A 17,050-nucleotide genomic window follows, 5' to 3' on the forward strand; every position below is an offset into this window, starting at 1 on the left:
CTATGGGGTAGTTGTATGCCCTGTGCTTGTTCTCAAGTGCAGGGCTGTCTATTGAGAGAGTGCTCTCTAAAAATAAAAGTGGCCTTGTTTTGACTATATTTTCTAACCGCCTAGCACAGGTGGCTGCCAATAAGCAGGTATTTACGCAGTATGGACGCGGCGTGGAGCGAGAGACGCTTCGCTATAAACCCGATGGCCACATAGCAACAACCCCTCATCCAGAAAGCTTGGGTTCTCCTTTGACCCATGAGTGGATTACCACTGATTTCTCTGAATTACTGATGGAGTTTATTACTCCTGTTTCAAATGATATCCCTACTCTGTTATCTCAATTGCAGGATATCCATCACTACGCTCATAGCAAGTTGGACCAAGAGCAGTTATGGCCATTGTCTATGCCGTGTGCTGTCGCTGATGAAGACGACATTGCGCTTGCACAGTATGGTTCTTCTAACTCAGGCCAAATGAAAACCCTTTACCGCCAGGGGTTAAAGCATCGCTACGGAAGCTTGATGCAGATTATCTCTGGGGTCCATTTTAACTTTTCGTTTCCTGAGAGTTTTTGGGACAGTTTATATGGCGAGCAAGACACGCAACAGCGTCAAGACTCTAAGTCCGATGCTTACTTTGGATTGATTCGAAATTACTATCGCTTTGGCTGGTTGATCCCTTACTTCTTTGGTGCATCTCCTGCCATTTGTGAAACCTTTATTCAAGGCCGCGAAACAGACCTGCCGTTTAAAAAGCTGGAAGGCACTGGTACCTTGTACCTGCCTTACGCGACCTCTTTGCGCATGAGTGACCTAGGTTATACCAATAGTGAGCAAAGCGAGCTAAAGATAAGCTTCAATAGCGTCGGTGAGTATCTTGAAGGCTTGAATCGAGCGATTCGTAAGCCTTCAGCAAAATTCTCTAAGATTGGCGTTAAAGAAAATGGCCAATTCAAGCAGCTAAACAGCAATGTTCTGCAGATAGAAAATGAGCTTTACGCGCCTATCAGACCTAAACGAGTTGCGAAGAGTGGTGAAAAGCCTTCAGAAGCGCTTGAACGTGACGGTGTTGAATACATTGAGATCCGTGCGCTAGACGTCAACCCGTTTAACCCTGTGGGTATTAGTGAGCGTCAGATCCGCTTCCTTGATATCTTCCTGACCTGGTGTGCGCTGACAGAATCCGACCCAATGGATGACTGTGAGCTCAATTGCTGGAAACACAACTGGAATTCAGTGATCACCGAAGGCCGACGCAAGGGTGTATACCTGACGATTGGCTGTGATGGTGAAAAGCTCACCTTGCAACAATGGGTGCATCGCATCTTTGATCAGTTTGAAGAGATCGCCAAGGTGATGGATGAAGCTAACGGCAGTACGGGTTATCAAGATGTTTGCAACGAACTGCGTGATTGGATTGATGAACCAGAATTAACCCTGTCTGGTAAAATGCTTGCCGAAGTAAAAGAAAAAGGCGGAAATGGCCAGTTCGGTATGCAGTTGGGCGATCGCTATCAGCAGCAGTACCGTCAACACAATTACAGCGTTTATTCTCAGCAAGCGATGGATCAAGAAGTCGCGAACTCTGTGAAAAAACAACAACACATTGAAGCTACCGATTCGGTAGATTTTGAACAATACTTAGAAGAATACTTCGCGTATCTGAAATAACCTTGGAGAGCCGATTATGCCCCTATTAGACAGTTTTACAGTTGACCACACAAAAATGAATGCACCAGCAGTGCGTGTGGCAAAAACGATGCAGACTCCAAGTGGCGATACTATTACAGTATTCGACCTTCGCTTCACTCAACCAAACAAAGATATCCTTTCAGAAAGAGGGATTCATACACTTGAGCACCTTTACGCGGGTTTCATGCGTAACCATCTAAATGGTGATTCTGTTGAGATCATCGATATCTCTCCAATGGGTTGCCGCACAGGCTTTTACATGAGCCTGATTGGTACGCCATCAGAATCTGATGTAGCTACTGCATGGGTTGCCTCAATGGAAGACGTACTTAAGGTTGAGGGACAAAACAAGATCCCTGAGCTGAATGAATATCAATGTGGCACTGCAGATATGCACTCTCTAGAAGAAGCGAAAGCCATTGCTAGCGCTATTTTAGAAGCGGGCGTATCAGTGAACAAAAATGATGAGCTTGCACTGCCAGAAGAGATGCTACAAACGCTTAAGGTGTAGTGTTACTTCTGCTAATAAAAAGGCTCCGATGGGAGCCTTTTTGGTTTCTAGTGGATGAAAAATCGCGAATTACTGAATGGGATGAACCTTCACCATCTTGATTTTGTTTTCCGAAAAGTCGATCACTTCCATATTGTGCTCTGCCACCATAATACTGATGTGAGTTTCAGGAAGGTCTTGCAGGTGCTCTAGTATGAGTCCATTAAGCGTTCTTGGCCCATCGGTAGGTAAATCCCACTGCAGCCCTTTGTTAATGTCTCTGATGTTTGCACTGCCTTCTATAAGGTAACTACCATCAGGCTGTGGTGTAATTTCTTCAGCAAGGCTCGGCGCCATCGAGGTAGTAAATTCCCCTACGATCTCTTCTAAGATATCTTCTAAGGTGACCAAGCCAATGATGTCGCCATACTCATCCACAACTAATCCAATACGCTCTTTGTTGCGCTGGAACTTTATCAGCTGCACATTGAGTGGCGTCGCCTCTGGGATGAAATAAATCTCATCAGCAGACTTGAGTAGAGTCTGCTTATTAAACTCATTTTTCTCAAGCATCAAGCGATACGCTTCGCGCAGACGAACCATACCTACAACCTCATCGATTTGGTCGCGGTATAGAACCACTCGGCCATGAGGGGAGTGGGTCAGCTGACGAACAATCGACTTCCAATCATCATTAACATCGATACCGGTAATTTCATTTCGCGGCACCATAATATCGTTCACGGTGACGTTCTCGAGATCCAAAATGGAGACCAGCATGTCTTGGTGACGACTCGGTATCAAGCTACCTGCTTCGTTCACCACTGTTCGTAGTTCGTCAGAGCTAAGGTGATCAGACTTATTGCTTATGCCCTTGATGCCTAATAGCCTCAAAAAACCATTGGTAATAAAGTTAACCAGAATGACCAGAGGTGACAGCAACTTCATCAGTATCTTTAATAAAATACTGCTGGTGTAGGAGACGCGCTCAGGATACATGGCTGCGAGGGTTTTAGGCGTTACTTCGGCGAAAACCAGCACCACCAAGGTGAGGACACCTGTGGCTATGGCAACACCGATATCACCGTACAAACGCATGCCGAGTATGGTAGCGATGGCAGATGCCAAAATATTGACGAGGTTGTTGCCAATAAGAATAAGGCCGATTAAGCGATCGGGGCGGGTAAGAAGCTTCTCTACACGACGCGCTCCCTTATGCCCCTGATTTGAAAGGTGCTTTAATCTATAACGATTCAGGGACATCATCCCAGTCTCTGAACCTGAAAAGTAGCCTGATATAATGATAAGACATGCAAGGAGGGTAAACAGTACCCCGGTTGATATGTCGTCCAAATTAAATGAATCCTTTTATTTAGCTCTTTTCAATTAATGAATGATTTACCGGCAACTGTCAACCATATGTGCCGATTAGGTCAGTATGATCTCACGGACAAATCGACTGCCAAAGTAGGCAAGGGTTAGCAAAAATGCCCCGATAATTGAGAACCAAGTGACCTTTTTACCACGCCATCCCAGCTTATAATGACCCCATAATAACACGTTGAATACCAGCCAAGCGATAAAGGACAGCAAGGCTTTATGGGTTTTGCCGCTACTTAAAAAGTCTTCAACAAATAGCGGGCCACTCATCAATGTAAGGGTAAGTAAGCCATTTCCGATCAAAATGATATTGAAAAGTTGGCGCTCCACCTTCATTAAAGGAGGTAGGTTAGGGTTTAATGCTTGAGAAGTCTTTTGTTTTAGCTTGAAATCAAGCCAAGCCAGCTGCATCGCATACAAAGCCGCAATCATCAAAGTGGCATACGAAAACAGAGCGAGCGTGATGTGAACAATTAAGCCCGGTGAATGCTCGAAGTGGGTGATAAAGGTACCCGGAACAAATTCGGCAGCAATAAGGCTAAGGCAAGAAAATCCGTAGGCAATGGGCAGCAAAAACCACAAGCGAGTTTTAAACATAGCCAAGGTCAGCACCAGTGAGATGATACTACTCACCAATGAAGCGACATTGAGAATACTCATGTTTTGCCCGTAGGGCGCAAAGATACCCTCAACTAACGTTGAAAAGTGCAGGATCAAAGCAACAAACGCTATGCCTAAAACGACCTTTTTATTGATTTCCGACTGACGTAATAGCCCCGGAAGAATAAGAAAGGTTGCCGTTAGGTATAAAAGTACGGCTAGGATAACAACCACAAAGTCCATATTTAGTCGACATTAGTATTTGGATTTAAAAGGAAATTATACACCCAATACCACATTACTGGCTATGTACTTATTGCGCATGGTTTTGTAAATAGTGGCTGTGGGGTATACTTCGAGTAATTAATCGCAATTCAACGCGAAGAGAGCACGATGTTTGATAACTTAACAGAACGATTATCCAAGACGCTGAAGAACATCAGCGGTAAAGGTCGTCTGACCGAAGACAATATAAAAGAGACGCTGCGCGAAGTTCGCATGGCGCTTTTAGAGGCGGATGTCGCCCTTCCTGTAGTACGCGATTTCATCAAGCGTGTTAAAGAGGGTGCGGTAGGTGTAGAGGTATCTAAATCTCTCACTCCAGGCCAAGAGTTCATTAAAATTGTTCAGTCTGAATTAGAAGCTGTAATGGGTGAGTCCAACGAAGGTCTCAACCTCGCTGCTCAGCCACCGGCTGTAGTATTAATGGCAGGTCTACAAGGTGCGGGTAAAACCACCAGTGTAGGTAAGCTTTCTAAACTTCTTTCTGAGCGAGATAAGAAAAAAGTATTGGTTGTTTCTGCCGACGTATATCGTCCTGCAGCGATCAAACAGCTAGAGACATTAGCATCTGATGTCGGTGTGGATTTCTTCCCATCAAGCGCAGACCAAAAGCCTCTAGATATCGCTAATGCGGCTATCGACCATGCGAAGAAGAAATTCTACGACGTACTCTTGGTGGATACCGCAGGTCGTCTAGCCATCGATGAAGAGATGATGGGAGAAATCAAGCAGCTTCATTCTGCGATTAATCCTGTTGAAACGCTATTTGTCGTTGATGCCATGACGGGTCAAGATGCGGCAAATACAGCAAAAGCATTTGGCGATGCACTGCCACTGACCGGTGTGATTCTAACTAAGGTCGATGGTGATGCACGTGGTGGTGCGGCTTTATCGGTTAAACACATCACAGGTAAGCCCATTAAGTTCTTGGGTGTGGGTGAAAAAACTGACGCACTAGAACCTTTCCATCCAGATCGAGTGGCTTCTCGTATCCTTGGTATGGGTGATGTTCTTTCTCTTATCGAAGATCTACAGCGCAACGTAGATACCGATAAAGCAGAGAAGATGGCTAAGAAGTTCAAGGAGAAGAAAGGTTTTGACCTTGAAGACTTCCGTGAACAATTAGGCCAAATGGAAAACATGGGCGGCATGGCTGGCATGATGGGCAAACTGCCTGGCATGGGTAATCTACCTGACAATATGAAAGACAAAGTAGATGACAAGATGTTTAAGCAGATGGAAGCCATCATCAGCTCAATGACCATGAAAGAGCGTCTGCGCCCTGAGCTAATCAAAGGCTCTCGCAAGAAGCGTATCGCTGCAGGTTCAGGTACTCAGGTACAAGACGTAAACCGCCTACTGAAGCAGTTCACTCAGATGCAGAAGATGATGAAGAAAATGCAGAAAGGTGGAATGCGCGGCATGATGCGTAACATGCAAGGCATGATGGGCGGTATGGGCGGCGGTGGTATGGGCGGAATGGGTGGTCCATTCGGCCGATAGGCTCTACCGCTGAAAGCTGACAGCTCTAAGCTAATCTCTGTATTTTTAAGGCTCTATTTAGATAGAGCCTTTTTATTTCAAGTTGTTAACTAGCTCACATTCAATTAGTTGTTTAAAAAGTAGCTAAAGTCCTTGCAAAGACTGGGAATAAGAGTAAAATTCGCTAGCTTTATTTTGGCACGAGACCCCATGCAACTCTAAGAGTAGTTTGGGGTTAATTATTTTATTGAGAAAGCAAAGAGGACGACATGGTTACCATTCGTTTGGCACGTCACGGCGCTAAAAAGCGTCCATTTTATCAAATCGTAGTAGCAGACAGCCGTCGCGCAGCTACAGGTCGTTTCATCGAGAAAGTAGGTTTCTTCAACCCTACAGCTCAAGGTCAAGAAGAAGGTCTACGTCTAGACCTAGACCGTGTGAACCACTGGGTTTCACAAGGTGCTACAGTTTCTGACCGCGTAGCTAAGCTAGTTAAAGACGCTCAAAAAGCGGCTTAAATCAGCAATTTATCTCGATGTTAAGGAAAAGAATGAATGAGTGAACAAAACGAAAAAATTGTTGTAGGAAAGCTAGGCGCTACTTATGGCATTCGTGGTTGGCTTAAAGTTCATTCCTTTACAGACAATGCTGAAAACATTTTCGATTATAGCCCTTGGTTCTTGAACCAAAAGGGGACATGGGTTGAGTGCAAGGTAGAAAGCTGGAAGCGTCATAACAAAGGTTATGTGTGTAAGCTGGAAGGTCTTGATGTACGTGAAGATGCACATCTAATGACTAACCTTGAAATCTCAGTAGCCTCATCTTCATTACCGGAACTGTCAGAAGAAGAATTCTACTGGCGTGAATTGTTTGGAATGAAAGTTGTAACCACTAAAGGTTATGACCTAGGCGAAGTCTCAGACATGCTTGAGACGGGTTCAAACGATGTTTTGGTGGTGAAAGCTAATCTGAAAGATGCTTTTGGCCAAAAGGAACGACTAATTCCGTTCCTTGAAGAGCAAGTGATCATCAAAGTTGATCGCGAAGCTCAACGGATCGAAGTTGACTGGGATCCTGCCTTTTAAATCAAAATTAGAGAGTGAACTATGTGGGTTGGCGTAATAAGCCTGTTTCCAGAAATGTTCCGCTCTGTCACTGATTTTGGTGTAACAGGTCAAGCGGTTAAAAAAGGTCTTTTGTCGGTAGAAGCGTGGAATCCCCGCGATTTTACACAAGACAAACATCGAACTGTCGATGATAGACCCTACGGGGGTGGCCCTGGTATGTTGATGATGGTACAGCCTTTGCGCGATGCTATTAACACTGCCAAACAAGCGGCTCCTGGAAAGACGAAGGTTATCTATCTTAGCCCTCAAGGTCGTAAACTCGACCAGCAAGGCGTAGAAGAGTTGGCAACAAACGAGAACTTGCTTCTTATTTGTGGCCGCTATGAAGGGGTAGATGAGCGCATCATACAATCTGAGGTTGACGAAGAATGGTCAATTGGAGATTTTGTGATGACAGGTGGTGAACTGCCAGCCATGACCTTAATCGACTCAGTATCAAGGTTTATACCGGGTGTACTAGGTGATTTTGCGTCAGCAGAGGAAGACTCCTTTGCAAATGGGTTACTGGATTGTCCCCACTATACGCGTCCTGAAGTGTTGGATGGAAAAGAGGTACCAGCGGTACTAAAATCTGGAAACCACAAGGACATTCGTCGCTGGCGATTGAAACAATCGTTAGGCCGTACTTGGCTAAGAAGGCCAGAGATGCTGGAAAACCTAGCTCTGACTGACGAACAGGAACACTTACTTGCCGAGTTCGTGATGGAGCGAAAGCGCACGAATAAAGACAGCAAGTAACCTATTAAATTTAGATTCAGTTTATTCTAGGGTATAGAAACATGAGTAATATCATCAACGCTCTTGAGCAAGAGCAAATGAAAACAGACCTTCCTAAATTCGCACCAGGTGATACTGTTGTAGTTCAGGTTAAGGTAAAAGAAGGCGACCGTGAGCGTCTACAGGCATTCGAAGGCGTTGTAATCGCTATTCGTAACCGTGGTCTACACTCTGCATTCACAGTTCGTAAAATCTCGAACGGTGAAGGTGTTGAGCGTGCATTCCAAACTCACTCTCCAATGGTTGATAGCATTGAAGTTAAACGCCGTGGTGCAGTACGTCGTGCCAAGTTGTACTACCTACGTGAGCGTTCTGGTAAGTCAGCTCGTATTAAAGAGAAACTTACTAAGAAGTAATGCAAACCTGCATTTCTCATAAGAAAAAAGGAGACCTTTGGGTCTCCTTTTTTTTGTTTTCGATTTTTCGGTTTATAGCTGGTTATTTCAAATGATTACAGCGTTGTCGATGCTCATGTGCTGGTGCTGGTGCACACTGCGCGTCTCCGCCTTGTACTCATTTGAAATTCCTGCGCTATCAATCTAAAAAATATGTGTCTGCTTTGAGTTCTGTTGGCTCTAAGGTCCTGAATCAAGTTCAGGATGACGGTGTGAAAGATGCAGCTCTGTCTGACGGCTTGCAGCTGATAGCTGACAGCTAATCCACTTAGTATTGATCTTCCGACCACCCATCACTATCCGACATATCTGGTGCACCAGCGATGGAGTTTTCTTCATCTGCCCAGTCACCGAAGTCGATCATTTGGCACTTCTTGCTACAGAAAGGACGGTGTGGGCTTTGTTCTCCCCACTCAACATCATTGCCACAGGTTGGGCAGGGTACGATGGTAATCTTGCTCATAGTGTTACTTCTCTTACTGTATTGATTAGCTACAAATAGCCAGTTCAAATTCGATATCTTGGGTGCTGGCTTGGCCAGTATCAAAGTGCATAAACTTGATGGCAAAGCGATTCTTATGCCCTGAAACCATGGGATATACCCCATAATCGTGGGCAAAGTGCAGTCTGAGTATATTGGCTTCGTCTGCATCGCTTTGGAAGAAGCCATTGCGCGCAATCTGGGCTTTAAATTGTGCGGAGCTGCGAGTGAGGTTTAGCCACTGCTGCAACGCATGATTTAATGGAGCCAATGATTTCAGCCACTGCTGAGCATCTGCCATGCGCTTTTCTAGAGGCTGATGAAGCCAATAGTGCAAAGCAGGAAGATCAAAGCAGCACGCCCCGCCAGGCAGGTTAAAGCGCTGTCTAATGGAAGACAAAAAACTGTCTTCTTTAAGTTTGGTGCCAAATCGTTGAGCCCCTAATACCTCTTTGTGCACTAGAGCTATTTCGCTTAATAGACCTTGTAGGCGCTGTTGGTCTACACCCGGTACATTTAACCAGTTACTGTAGGTCAGTTTTAGTTTATCTAGATCTTTTAGCAACTCAGGCTTTAGCTGTATTTGTTCAAATATATCTAATAGATCGAACAAGGAACGAAAAAGAACTTGATAGTGTTGCGGGTCTGAAAACGTCGCGCAGTGTTGTGCTTGACGAAGAAGGCTTTCAATACGCAGATAAGTTCTGGTTTTCTCATTCAGAGGATGTTCATATCTTTGGATTGTCATACATTGCATCCTGCTTTAGACATAATGGTTATTCTCCCAGAAATCAGTGACACAAGGCTAGATATTTACGATGCAACTCAGCAATTTTTTCTGCTAAATGTCCATTGTCGCTATCGTTGTTGATGATATCGTCGGCGATGGCCAGTCTTTGCTCTCGTGTTGCTTGTGCCTTTAATATTGACAGCACTTGCTGTTTAGATACGCCATCTCTCGCTAAAGTTCGATCTATTTGTGTATCAGGAGAAACATCCACAACTAAAACGCGATCAGCCATGCTTTGCAAGCCATTCTCTACCATCAATGGGATGACCAGTAGGCAGTAGGGTGAGGTGGCCATTTCTAGCTGTTGTTGCATTCGCTGGCGGATCATTGGGTGTAGCAGATTGTCGATCCATTGTTTATTGCTTGGATCGGCAAATACCCGTTCACGCAATTGAGCGCGATTTAGGGTGCCATCTTCATTTAGAATTGAACGACCAAAGTGATGTTCAATCGCCGTTAAGCCCTGACTACCTGGCTCTACCACCTCTCTAGCAACAATGTCAGCATCAACGATATCGATATGGTAATTGTCATGGAAATGATTGGCTACGGTAGTTTTTCCACTTCCTATCCCCCCCGTCAAACCGATTATCTTGGACATTAGTACCCTCCAATGTAGCGACTGAGATACCAAGTCACAATATCATCACCAACTATCAAGTAGACCCAACCTGCTATGGCTAGGTATGGACCGAAGGGGAAGGCTTTTTCAACGCCTTGTTGCTTGAGTCTAAGCTGGATAATGCCAAATATTAGGCCAACTAAAGAAGAAAGTAAGATGATAAGTGGTAACGACTGCCAACCTAACCACGCACCCAGCGCCGCCAATAGTTTGAAGTCACCATAGCCCATGCCTTCTTTGCCAGTGAGCAACTTGAATAACCAGTAGACGCTCCACAAAGAAAGATAACCTGCCATCGCACCGATAACCGCATCTTGCAGTGATAATGGGCTGATCCCAAATACCGATAAAGCCAAACCTGCCCACATTAGAGGTAGGGTCAAGCTATCTGGCAGTAACATAGTGTCTAAATCGATGAAGGTGGCGCAAAGCAGCACCCAGGTAAATCCAAGTACTGCGACAGCGTAAAAGCTTGGTTCGAATAGGAGAGCGATGGTGAGACTAAGAGCACCCGAAAGAAGCTCTATTAGTGGGTATCTAGGGCTGATTTTATCGCCACAGGCACGACAGCGCCCTTTAAGGCTTAGCCAACCGATAACCGGAATGTTATGTATCGCTTTAATTGGCGCTTCACATTTAGGGCAACGTGAGCGGGGGAGGCTGATGTTAAAGACTCCTTCAGGTACTTTTAGTTTTAGCTCTGGGTAGGCTTCCGCAAATTCTTTCTGCCATTCTCTTTCCATGATGATCGGAAGGCGATGGATCACTACATTGAGAAAGCTACCAATGATCAAGCCAAGAATGGTGGCGAGTATCGGAAATAGCAAAGGGTAGTGCAAAAAATAAAAATCGAGCATCTTGAGCCAATATTGAGAAAGTCTGTGGGTATGTTATCGCAACTTTAAGTGCTTGTTTACACCTATCTCAGAGATAAGCCTACCCAACTGCACTCATAAGGCTGAAAATAGGTAAATACATACTTAACACCAGTCCTCCCACAAGAGTACCAAGAAAAACAATGACTAAGGGCTCTATTAATTGGCCTAACTTGTCCGTTGCTTCCTTTAGTTGCTGTTCAAAAAGTGTAGCCAATCTCCCGGTAATCACCGCTAGGGTTCCGCTTATTTCGCCAATTTTAATCATCTTTAGCATGATTGATGGGAGGAAAGTGAGGGCTTCTAGGGAGTAATAAAGGCTTTTGCCTTCCTTGATACTATCATTTGCACTACTTAGTGCCTGACGTATAAAGTCATTGCGCACGCCAAACGAGGCGTTGTTCAGACAAGTGACGAGCGGAAGACCCGCTTGTATTCCATTGCACAATAGCAAATTGAAACGAGCTAACTCACTCACAAGAATGCAGTGACCCAGTATCGGGATGCTTAAGCTGTGTTTAGCAATGCTATGACGAAAAGCCTGACTTTTCCGATAACACAGATAGATAAGGCTAGTGATTACCGATAGGCACAATAGTAGTGCCCCAAAATACCGCTGAAGCCAAGTTGAGAGCTCTACGGTGAACTGAGTGAGTGTTGGCAATTCGGCGCCAAAACTATGGAACAAGCTCGAGAACTGCGGGATGACAAATACCATCATTACAGCAAATACCACACACGCCGTTATGATGACGGAAGCGGGATAGATGAGCGCTGACTTTACCTGCTTGAGTAATTGCTGATTTTTCTCTCTGTGCTGGGTGCAATACCCCAGTGCTGTGGAAAGGTCACCGTTCTCCTCACCGATTCGTACAAACTGAAGGTAAATAGAATCGAGAAAGCTAAACATCTGCATTGCTACAGAAAGCCTTTGACCTTGCTGAATCTGAAAATGCAGCTCTTCTAACAAGGCCCGCACGCCTTGTCGTTGGCTGGAGTGTTGCAGTTCATTCAAAGCCAGAGATAGTGGCAGTCCAGCCTCAAGCATTAAGGATAACTGATGGGTAAAAGTGGTGACATCACCATATTTCACCTCATGCTTGTAAGCTGAGGTAAAGGGAACCGGCTTTGCTATGAATTTACGAAGCTCAATGCCTTTACTCCTTAATATCCTTTTTAGTTGGAGAGCTGAATAGGCTAAAAGGTGGCCGGTAATCCTAGGTTTAGAGTCGCCAGCGCCGAGCCAAATAAACAGCTGTAAGCTACTCATGCCCCAGCACTCGCTCGATCTCTTGATGGGTAGTAACTCGTTTCAAGCAAAGCTCTTTGGCGACATTATGTAGACCTTGCTCACCAATGAGATAATCGTTTATCTCTTCTTTGCCATCTTGTAGTTGCGTAATATTGCACAGTAGTAGGCGAGTGATGGGTAACAGTTCGAATACACCAGTTCGACCTTTGTAGCCTTCATTACAGTGATGGCAAATATCGCTGGAGATGTTTTGAACGCAGTTCGGGCACGACTTGCGTAGCAGGCGCTGGGCTATAACTAACTGCAGACTGTCGATAAGGTCTGCTTGATTAATGCCAAGCTGATATAGGCGCTCTAAAGCGCTAAAGGCTGAATTGGTGTGTAGGGTCGAGAGCACCAGATGACCGGTTTGTGCTGCGTGAATGGCGATCTCTGCGGTTTCAGCATCACGTATCTCACCTAGCATGATCACATCAGGATCTTGACGTAGTAAGGAGCGAAGGCACCTAGCAAAGTTAAGGCCAATATGGACATTGGTTTGGACTTGATTGAACCCTTCAAAGTGGATCTCTACGGGATCTTCTACTGTGCAGATATTGATACTGGCGTTAGCGATGGCGCTGAGGCAAGAGTAGAGCGTGATGGTCTTGCCACTGCCGGTTGGCCCAGTCACTAATATGAGCCCTTGAGGTTGTTTAAGTGCCTGCTTTAATGCGTGGCGCTGTTCTTGCTTGAGTCCTAGCTGATCAAGCTTGGGCAGGCTTTCTCTCTCCCTTGCAATTCTCATCACTAGCTTTTCACCCCATAGGGTAGGGAGGGTGGAGACGCGAACTTCTATTTCTTCTTTTTCAGAAAGGGCATAGCTCATGCGCCCATCTTGTGGCAATCGCTGCTCGGTGATATCCAGCTCGGCATAGATTTTTATCTGACTGACAAGCGCCATCATTTTATCTATTGGGAACTGCATGATGGTCACGAGTAACCCATCACAGCGTATTCGCACTCGAGCCTGTTGTTTATCCGGCTCGATATGGATATCTGAGGCATCCCTCTGTTGGCCTTGCTCCATTATTTTGGGAAGAAGATTCAGGTCGCCACTGTCTTGATTATGCGAAGAGCTTAGCTGGCGCTTTACCTGAGTATACAGATACTGGAATTGCTCGATATCAGTGAGAATTAGCTGGGTATTAAGGCGGTGGTGAAATTGCAGCTCGGCTAATAGAGACTTAAGAAGAGGGTCAAAGGAGAGCAGGTGCAACACTCCGTCATTCAGTGATATTGGGATAATAGGATACTGAACAACAATCGACTCAAGATGAAGCTCTTTGATGATGGTTATTATAGCTTCAAGTTTAACGCTTCGATTAGGGCTCGGATTGAAAGCAAGCTGGTGATGATTGGCCAGCATCTGCCCTAGCTGTGCTAATGAATGCTGGCTGACTTGCGATACTTGATAGAGTGCATCAGCAGTCGAGGCTATGGTCCTTAGCGACAGTTGCTCCACGTCAGCTTTATTGAGTATTGCAGGGCTGAGTGAAGCAACAATAGGGTGGGTCATTGGCAGCCCTTTGGCTTATCAATACCCACAGCGCCACTGACGCTACAACTCCAACCCGAGGTATCGTCACGAGCAAAGGAAACCGAAGACCCATCTAATGAACTGCCCGTTGAGCTAAAGGTGAATTGCAGCTGATTGCCACTAATCCCCACCTCCCCAATACTGCCGCCGGCACTCGATACCGTATTGATATCCGTCAGATCGGTAGGAAAAGAACCTTGGTCTAAATAATAGAGTTCAGTTTTGGTTAGTAATCCGCGTAAGGTCGCGGTTGCTGAAGCCAGTTCAGACTTTTTTACATAGTCTTTGTACATGGGAATGCCGATAGCCGACAGCACGCCTATGATAGCGACGACAATCATCAGTTCGATTAAGGTGAAGCCGGTTTGTTTTCTGCTCATTGCTCTTTCCTCATTATTGCTTTCTCCTTGGGTAACTCAAGGTTTGCTGGTGGCAATAAAACTAGAAGCTATGAGCTGTGGTAAAAGAAAGGGAGCAAGCCCTTGCTAAGTGCCTCGCAGTGAATGGAGTAACAGATGTGTGTAGAAGCAGTAATAAAGGAAGAGCCTGTCGCAATAGAGTGAACTATTTCTAAAACTTTGAGATACAAAAAAGGCCAGCAATGCTGACCTTTCTGTATAGCGTGTTGAACTGGTGGCTATTTGAATCGCATGGATAGGTCCATTGCCTTCAAATGCTTAGTCAGAGCGCCAACTGAGATGAAATCAACACCGGTTTCAGCCATAGGGCGGATAGTCTCTAGGGTTACGTTACCTGAGTTCTCAAGTACAGCGCGACCTTGGTTGATTGCCACAGCCTCACGCATCATGTCTAAAGTGAAGTTATCGAGCATGATGATATCCGCGCCAGCATTAATGGCTTGTTTAAGCTCATCAAGGCTTTCTGTTTCCACCTCAACAGGCTTTCCTGGGTTTAGCTCTTTGGCTGTAGAGATGGCTTGCTCAATACCACCACAGGCAATGATGTGGTTTTCCTTGATAAGGTAAGCATCAAAGACACCAATACGGTGATTGAAGCCGCCACCACAGGCAACCGCGTATTTTAATGCACTGCGTAAACCTGGGATGGTTTTACGAGTATCGAGTAGCTTACATCCAGTACCTTCAATCTTGCTTACATACTCGGCAACAAGGGTAGCGCAGCCAGAGAGTGTTTGAATGAAGTTCATTGCGTTACGCTCGCCCGTTAATAGCGTGCGCGCAGGACCGGTAAGAGTGCATAGCGTTTGGTTAGATTCTACCGTGTCACCATCGGTAACGTGCCATTCAACCGTCACTTGTCCGCCAAGTTGCTTGAAGACTTCGTCAGCCCACATCTGCCCGCAGAACACGCCGTGCTCGCGAGTAATGATGGTTGCGATACCTTGAGTCTCTTCTGCGATGAGATTTGCAGTGATGTCCACAGAAGCGTCAACAGAGCCCCCAAGATCTTCTTTAAGTGTCTCTTCTACTGCGCGAGATACTTCATGAGGCAGTTGTTGTTTTAGGTACGCTAAACGAGCGTCACTGTCGTGGGTATTTTTCATAACCAAAACTTTCACTATGTTGTCGAATACTGATTTGTGCTGAATGATACTCTTGCTTGAATTATAATTCAGCAACAATTGCTCTCAGGGAAGAAAAATGTCCGTTAATTTATGGTATCCGCACGCCAAAGCCATCCCATCTCCGCATTGTGATGAGAGACCTGATCCCAAGGACATCTCTTTACTGGTAGTACACAATATTTCTCTTCCACCCGCTGAATTTAATAACGGTAATATTGAAGCCTTTTTTCAAGGGAAACTGGATGCCTCTGTGCACCCGTTTTTTGAACGTATTAGTGGCATGCGAGTTTCGGCGCATTGCTTAATTAAAAGGGATGGTGAAATAGTACAGTTTGTCCCATTTGAAAAACGCGCGTGGCATGCAGGCCTTTCTTCTTTTGCCGGTCGTGATAAGTGCAATGACTATTCAATTGGTATTGAGCTAGAGGGAACGGATTATGTGTCTTATACACAGGATCAATATCAATCCCTAGCCATGCTGACTCAGTTTCTACTCGACGCCTATCCTAAGCTCAGTCCATCTAGAATTACTGGCCATCAGTATGTAGCGCCACTGCGAAAAACCGACCCAGGCTTATCCTTTAACTGGTCTAGATTTCGCAAAATGATCGCAGGTTAGTGCCTGATTGATACATTTGTCATACAAGAGCATAAGTGAACATATAGTTCGCGTGAATACACATTTTTTAACAAATGCATCACAGCCCCCTATTTCTTTGGCATTATTTTGTTATCACGCTCGCCGTTTTATGATTTAAATCAATTTTTTCTAGACAGATGAGAAATTGATATGTTAAGTTTCGCGTCAAGTTGAAATTGGTAATACCAATTAACATCGAGCAGGACGCAGAGATTTAGATGCAAAAAGTTTCCTTTCAAAGTATTCGCCAACCTAAGCTATCTGATGTGATAGAGCGTGAGTTGGAAACATTGATTTTGGATGGGATATTGTCTCCGGGCCAGCAATTGCCGCCTGAGAGAGAGCTTGCCAAGCAGTTTGATGTTTCTAGACCGTCGGTACGCGAAGCAATTCAAAGGCTAGAAGCCAAAGGGTTGTTAACTCGTCGCCAAGGTGGGGGAACTTTTGTTTGTGAAAGCCTGTCTTCTAATCTAACCGATCCTCTTTTGAACCTTCTTTCAAATCATGCTGATACGCAAAGAGACTTACTAGAGACGCGACATGCACTCGAAGGTATTTCTGCTTATTTTGCTGCTTTAAGAGGAACAACAGAGGACTTCCAGCGTATTACTCAGTGCCAAAAGGCAATGAGCGTTACGGTGGATAGCGATGATGTTGAGCAAGAATCTGAAGCCATTATGGATTTCCTGATTGCTATTGCAGAGGCTTCACATAACGTCGTGCTATTGCACATTGTTCGTAGTTTATCTCCACTGTTGCAAAAGAATGTGTCACAAAACTTGATGCTTCTGCACAGCCGTGAAGACGTAATTCAAAAATTAAATGAGCACAGAGCGGACATCGTTAAGGCGATTACATCGAGAGAGCCACAACGAGCCCGTGAAATGTCTGAAACTCATTTAGCGTTTATCGATGAAACATTGTCGGACTTGACCGAAGAACAGGGCAGAAGAGCTCGTTCATTGCGTCGAATTCAACAGAACAAACAGTAAGCTTTTGCTTAGGGTATACCACCCTAGTAGTTGACCTAACTTAATAAAAAAGGATAGT

19 protein-coding genes are annotated in these 17,050 nt (G+C 45.1%); 9 read left to right on the forward strand and 10 right to left on the reverse strand.

Annotated elements, in window-relative coordinates; translation table 11 throughout:
- Positions 1 to 89: 89 nt before the first annotated feature.
- Both gshA and luxS read left to right on the forward strand, forming a co-directional pair.
- Positions 90 to 1,661 carry a glutamate--cysteine ligase gene (gshA, locus tag OCU35_RS02495; protein WP_261825592.1) on the forward strand — a complete coding sequence of 524 codons (1,572 nt, stop codon included), beginning with the start codon at positions 90 to 92 and terminating at the stop codon, positions 1,659 to 1,661.
- A 16-nt stretch (positions 1,662 to 1,677) separates the two neighbouring features.
- The gene (gene luxS, locus OCU35_RS02500) at positions 1,678 to 2,193 is read left to right on the forward strand and encodes an S-ribosylhomocysteine lyase (protein WP_017027430.1); all 516 of its coding nucleotides are present in this window, start codon (positions 1,678 to 1,680) and stop codon (positions 2,191 to 2,193) included.
- A 69-nt stretch (positions 2,194 to 2,262) separates the two neighbouring features.
- On the opposite strand, the gene OCU35_RS02505 is transcribed toward luxS, so the two are convergent.
- Positions 2,263 to 3,525 carry an HlyC/CorC family transporter gene (locus OCU35_RS02505; protein ID WP_017027431.1) on the reverse strand — a complete coding sequence of 421 codons (1,263 nt, stop codon included), beginning with the start codon at positions 3,523 to 3,525 and terminating at the stop codon, positions 2,263 to 2,265.
- 75 nt (positions 3,526 to 3,600) lie between these two features.
- On the reverse strand, positions 3,601 to 4,395 hold the full coding sequence (locus OCU35_RS02510; protein ID WP_017027432.1) for a cytochrome C assembly family protein: 795 nt from the start codon (positions 4,393 to 4,395) through the stop codon (positions 3,601 to 3,603).
- A gap of 150 nt (positions 4,396 to 4,545) precedes the next feature.
- On the opposite strand from OCU35_RS02510, the gene ffh reads away from it, so the two are divergent.
- The 5 genes from ffh (at position 4,546) to rplS (ending at position 8,176) form a co-directional block, all read left to right on the forward strand.
- Entirely contained in the window at positions 4,546 to 5,937 is a 1,392-nt protein-coding gene (ffh, locus tag OCU35_RS02515) for a signal recognition particle protein (RefSeq protein ID WP_017027435.1), read from the forward strand.
- Between the two features lie 248 nt (positions 5,938 to 6,185).
- Complete coding sequence (gene rpsP / locus OCU35_RS02520; RefSeq protein WP_017027436.1) at positions 6,186 to 6,434, forward strand: 30S ribosomal protein S16; 249 nt, start codon at positions 6,186 to 6,188, stop codon at positions 6,432 to 6,434.
- Between the two features lie 36 nt (positions 6,435 to 6,470).
- Entirely contained in the window at positions 6,471 to 7,001 is a 531-nt protein-coding gene (gene rimM, locus OCU35_RS02525) for a ribosome maturation factor RimM (protein WP_017027437.1), read from the forward strand.
- A gap of 21 nt (positions 7,002 to 7,022) precedes the next feature.
- Positions 7,023 to 7,781, forward strand: coding sequence for a tRNA (guanosine(37)-N1)-methyltransferase TrmD (gene trmD / locus OCU35_RS02530; protein ID WP_017027438.1), 759 nt, complete (start codon positions 7,023 to 7,025; stop codon positions 7,779 to 7,781).
- A 41-nt stretch (positions 7,782 to 7,822) separates the two neighbouring features.
- The gene (rplS, locus tag OCU35_RS02535) at positions 7,823 to 8,176 is read left to right on the forward strand and encodes a 50S ribosomal protein L19 (RefSeq protein ID WP_017027439.1); all 354 of its coding nucleotides are present in this window, start codon (positions 7,823 to 7,825) and stop codon (positions 8,174 to 8,176) included.
- Positions 8,177 to 8,483: 307 nt separating this feature from the next.
- Here the strand turns inward: rplS and yacG are convergent, their stop codons facing one another.
- From yacG to nadC, 8 genes are all read right to left on the reverse strand, one after another.
- On the reverse strand, positions 8,484 to 8,678 hold the full coding sequence (gene yacG, locus OCU35_RS02540; RefSeq protein ID WP_065210205.1) for a DNA gyrase inhibitor YacG: 195 nt from the start codon (positions 8,676 to 8,678) through the stop codon (positions 8,484 to 8,486).
- Between the two features lie 25 nt (positions 8,679 to 8,703).
- Positions 8,704 to 9,444 carry a cell division protein ZapD gene (gene zapD, locus OCU35_RS02545; RefSeq protein ID WP_017032779.1) on the reverse strand — a complete coding sequence of 247 codons (741 nt, stop codon included), beginning with the start codon at positions 9,442 to 9,444 and terminating at the stop codon, positions 8,704 to 8,706.
- A 43-nt stretch (positions 9,445 to 9,487) separates the two neighbouring features.
- Positions 9,488 to 10,087 (reverse strand): dephospho-CoA kinase, encoded by a 600-nt coding sequence (coaE, locus tag OCU35_RS02550; protein ID WP_065598405.1) that lies wholly within the window; start codon positions 10,085 to 10,087, stop codon positions 9,488 to 9,490.
- Complete coding sequence (locus OCU35_RS02555) at positions 10,087 to 10,965, reverse strand: prepilin peptidase (protein WP_261825593.1); 879 nt, start codon at positions 10,963 to 10,965, stop codon at positions 10,087 to 10,089. The genes coaE and OCU35_RS02555 overlap by 1 nt, the downstream gene beginning before the upstream one ends.
- A 79-nt stretch (positions 10,966 to 11,044) precedes the next feature.
- Positions 11,045 to 12,253, reverse strand: a complete 1,209-nt coding sequence (locus OCU35_RS02560; protein WP_261825594.1) for a type II secretion system F family protein — start codon at positions 12,251 to 12,253, stop codon at positions 11,045 to 11,047.
- Positions 12,246 to 13,793, reverse strand: a complete 1,548-nt coding sequence (locus OCU35_RS02565) for a GspE/PulE family protein (protein ID WP_261825595.1) — start codon at positions 13,791 to 13,793, stop codon at positions 12,246 to 12,248. Before OCU35_RS02565 ends, OCU35_RS02560 begins: the two co-directional genes overlap by 8 nt.
- Positions 13,790 to 14,194 (reverse strand): pilin, encoded by a 405-nt coding sequence (locus tag OCU35_RS02570; RefSeq protein WP_261825596.1) that lies wholly within the window; start codon positions 14,192 to 14,194, stop codon positions 13,790 to 13,792. The genes OCU35_RS02565 and OCU35_RS02570 overlap by 4 nt, the downstream gene beginning before the upstream one ends.
- Positions 14,195 to 14,451: 257 nt before the next feature.
- Entirely contained in the window at positions 14,452 to 15,339 is an 888-nt protein-coding gene (gene nadC, locus OCU35_RS02575; protein WP_261825597.1) for a carboxylating nicotinate-nucleotide diphosphorylase, read from the reverse strand.
- 97 nt (positions 15,340 to 15,436) lie between these two features.
- Between nadC and ampD the strand changes: the two genes are divergently transcribed.
- Positions 15,437 to 15,979 (forward strand): 1,6-anhydro-N-acetylmuramyl-L-alanine amidase AmpD, encoded by a 543-nt coding sequence (gene ampD, locus OCU35_RS02580; protein WP_261825598.1) that lies wholly within the window; start codon positions 15,437 to 15,439, stop codon positions 15,977 to 15,979.
- A 239-nt stretch (positions 15,980 to 16,218) separates the two neighbouring features.
- Positions 16,219 to 16,992: a pyruvate dehydrogenase complex transcriptional repressor PdhR gene (gene pdhR, locus OCU35_RS02585; protein WP_065599681.1), complete on the forward strand. Its 774-nt coding sequence runs from the start codon at positions 16,219 to 16,221 to the stop codon at positions 16,990 to 16,992.
- Positions 16,993 to 17,050 lie beyond the last annotated feature (58 nt).

Origin of the sequence: Vibrio breoganii, from assembly GCF_024346795.1 — a bacterium.
Taxonomy (GTDB): domain Bacteria; phylum Pseudomonadota; class Gammaproteobacteria; order Enterobacterales; family Vibrionaceae; genus Vibrio; species Vibrio breoganii.

Excerpts from the sequence above, each read along its gene's own strand:
- OCU35_RS02560 (WP_261825594.1), bottom strand. The coding sequence starts at position 12,253 with ATGAGTAGCTTACAGCTGTTTATTTGGCTCGGCGCTGGCGACTCTAAA.
- OCU35_RS02555 (WP_261825593.1), bottom strand. The coding sequence starts at position 10,965 with ATGCTCGATTTTTATTTTTTGCACTACCCTTTGCTATTTCCGATACTC.
- pdhR (WP_065599681.1), top strand. The coding sequence starts at position 16,219 with ATGCAAAAAGTTTCCTTTCAAAGTATTCGCCAACCTAAGCTATCTGAT.
- trmD (WP_017027438.1), top strand. The coding sequence starts at position 7,023 with ATGTGGGTTGGCGTAATAAGCCTGTTTCCAGAAATGTTCCGCTCTGTC.
- zapD (WP_017032779.1), bottom strand. The coding sequence starts at position 9,444 with ATGACAATCCAAAGATATGAACATCCTCTGAATGAGAAAACCAGAACT.
- OCU35_RS02570 (WP_261825596.1), bottom strand. The coding sequence starts at position 14,194 with ATGAGCAGAAAACAAACCGGCTTCACCTTAATCGAACTGATGATTGTC.
- luxS (WP_017027430.1), top strand. The coding sequence starts at position 1,678 with ATGCCCCTATTAGACAGTTTTACAGTTGACCACACAAAAATGAATGCA.
- rplS (WP_017027439.1), top strand. The coding sequence starts at position 7,823 with ATGAGTAATATCATCAACGCTCTTGAGCAAGAGCAAATGAAAACAGAC.
- yacG (WP_065210205.1), bottom strand. The coding sequence starts at position 8,678 with ATGAGCAAGATTACCATCGTACCCTGCCCAACCTGTGGCAATGATGTT.
- OCU35_RS02510 (WP_017027432.1), bottom strand. The coding sequence starts at position 4,395 with ATGGACTTTGTGGTTGTTATCCTAGCCGTACTTTTATACCTAACGGCA.
- ffh (WP_017027435.1), top strand. The coding sequence starts at position 4,546 with ATGTTTGATAACTTAACAGAACGATTATCCAAGACGCTGAAGAACATC.
- rpsP (WP_017027436.1), top strand. The coding sequence starts at position 6,186 with ATGGTTACCATTCGTTTGGCACGTCACGGCGCTAAAAAGCGTCCATTT.
- rimM (WP_017027437.1), top strand. The coding sequence starts at position 6,471 with ATGAGTGAACAAAACGAAAAAATTGTTGTAGGAAAGCTAGGCGCTACT.
- OCU35_RS02565 (WP_261825595.1), bottom strand. The coding sequence starts at position 13,793 with ATGACCCACCCTATTGTTGCTTCACTCAGCCCTGCAATACTCAATAAA.
- coaE (WP_065598405.1), bottom strand. The coding sequence starts at position 10,087 with ATGTCCAAGATAATCGGTTTGACGGGGGGGATAGGAAGTGGAAAAACT.
- ampD (WP_261825598.1), top strand. The coding sequence starts at position 15,437 with ATGTCCGTTAATTTATGGTATCCGCACGCCAAAGCCATCCCATCTCCG.
- nadC (WP_261825597.1), bottom strand. The coding sequence starts at position 15,339 with ATGAAAAATACCCACGACAGTGACGCTCGTTTAGCGTACCTAAAACAA.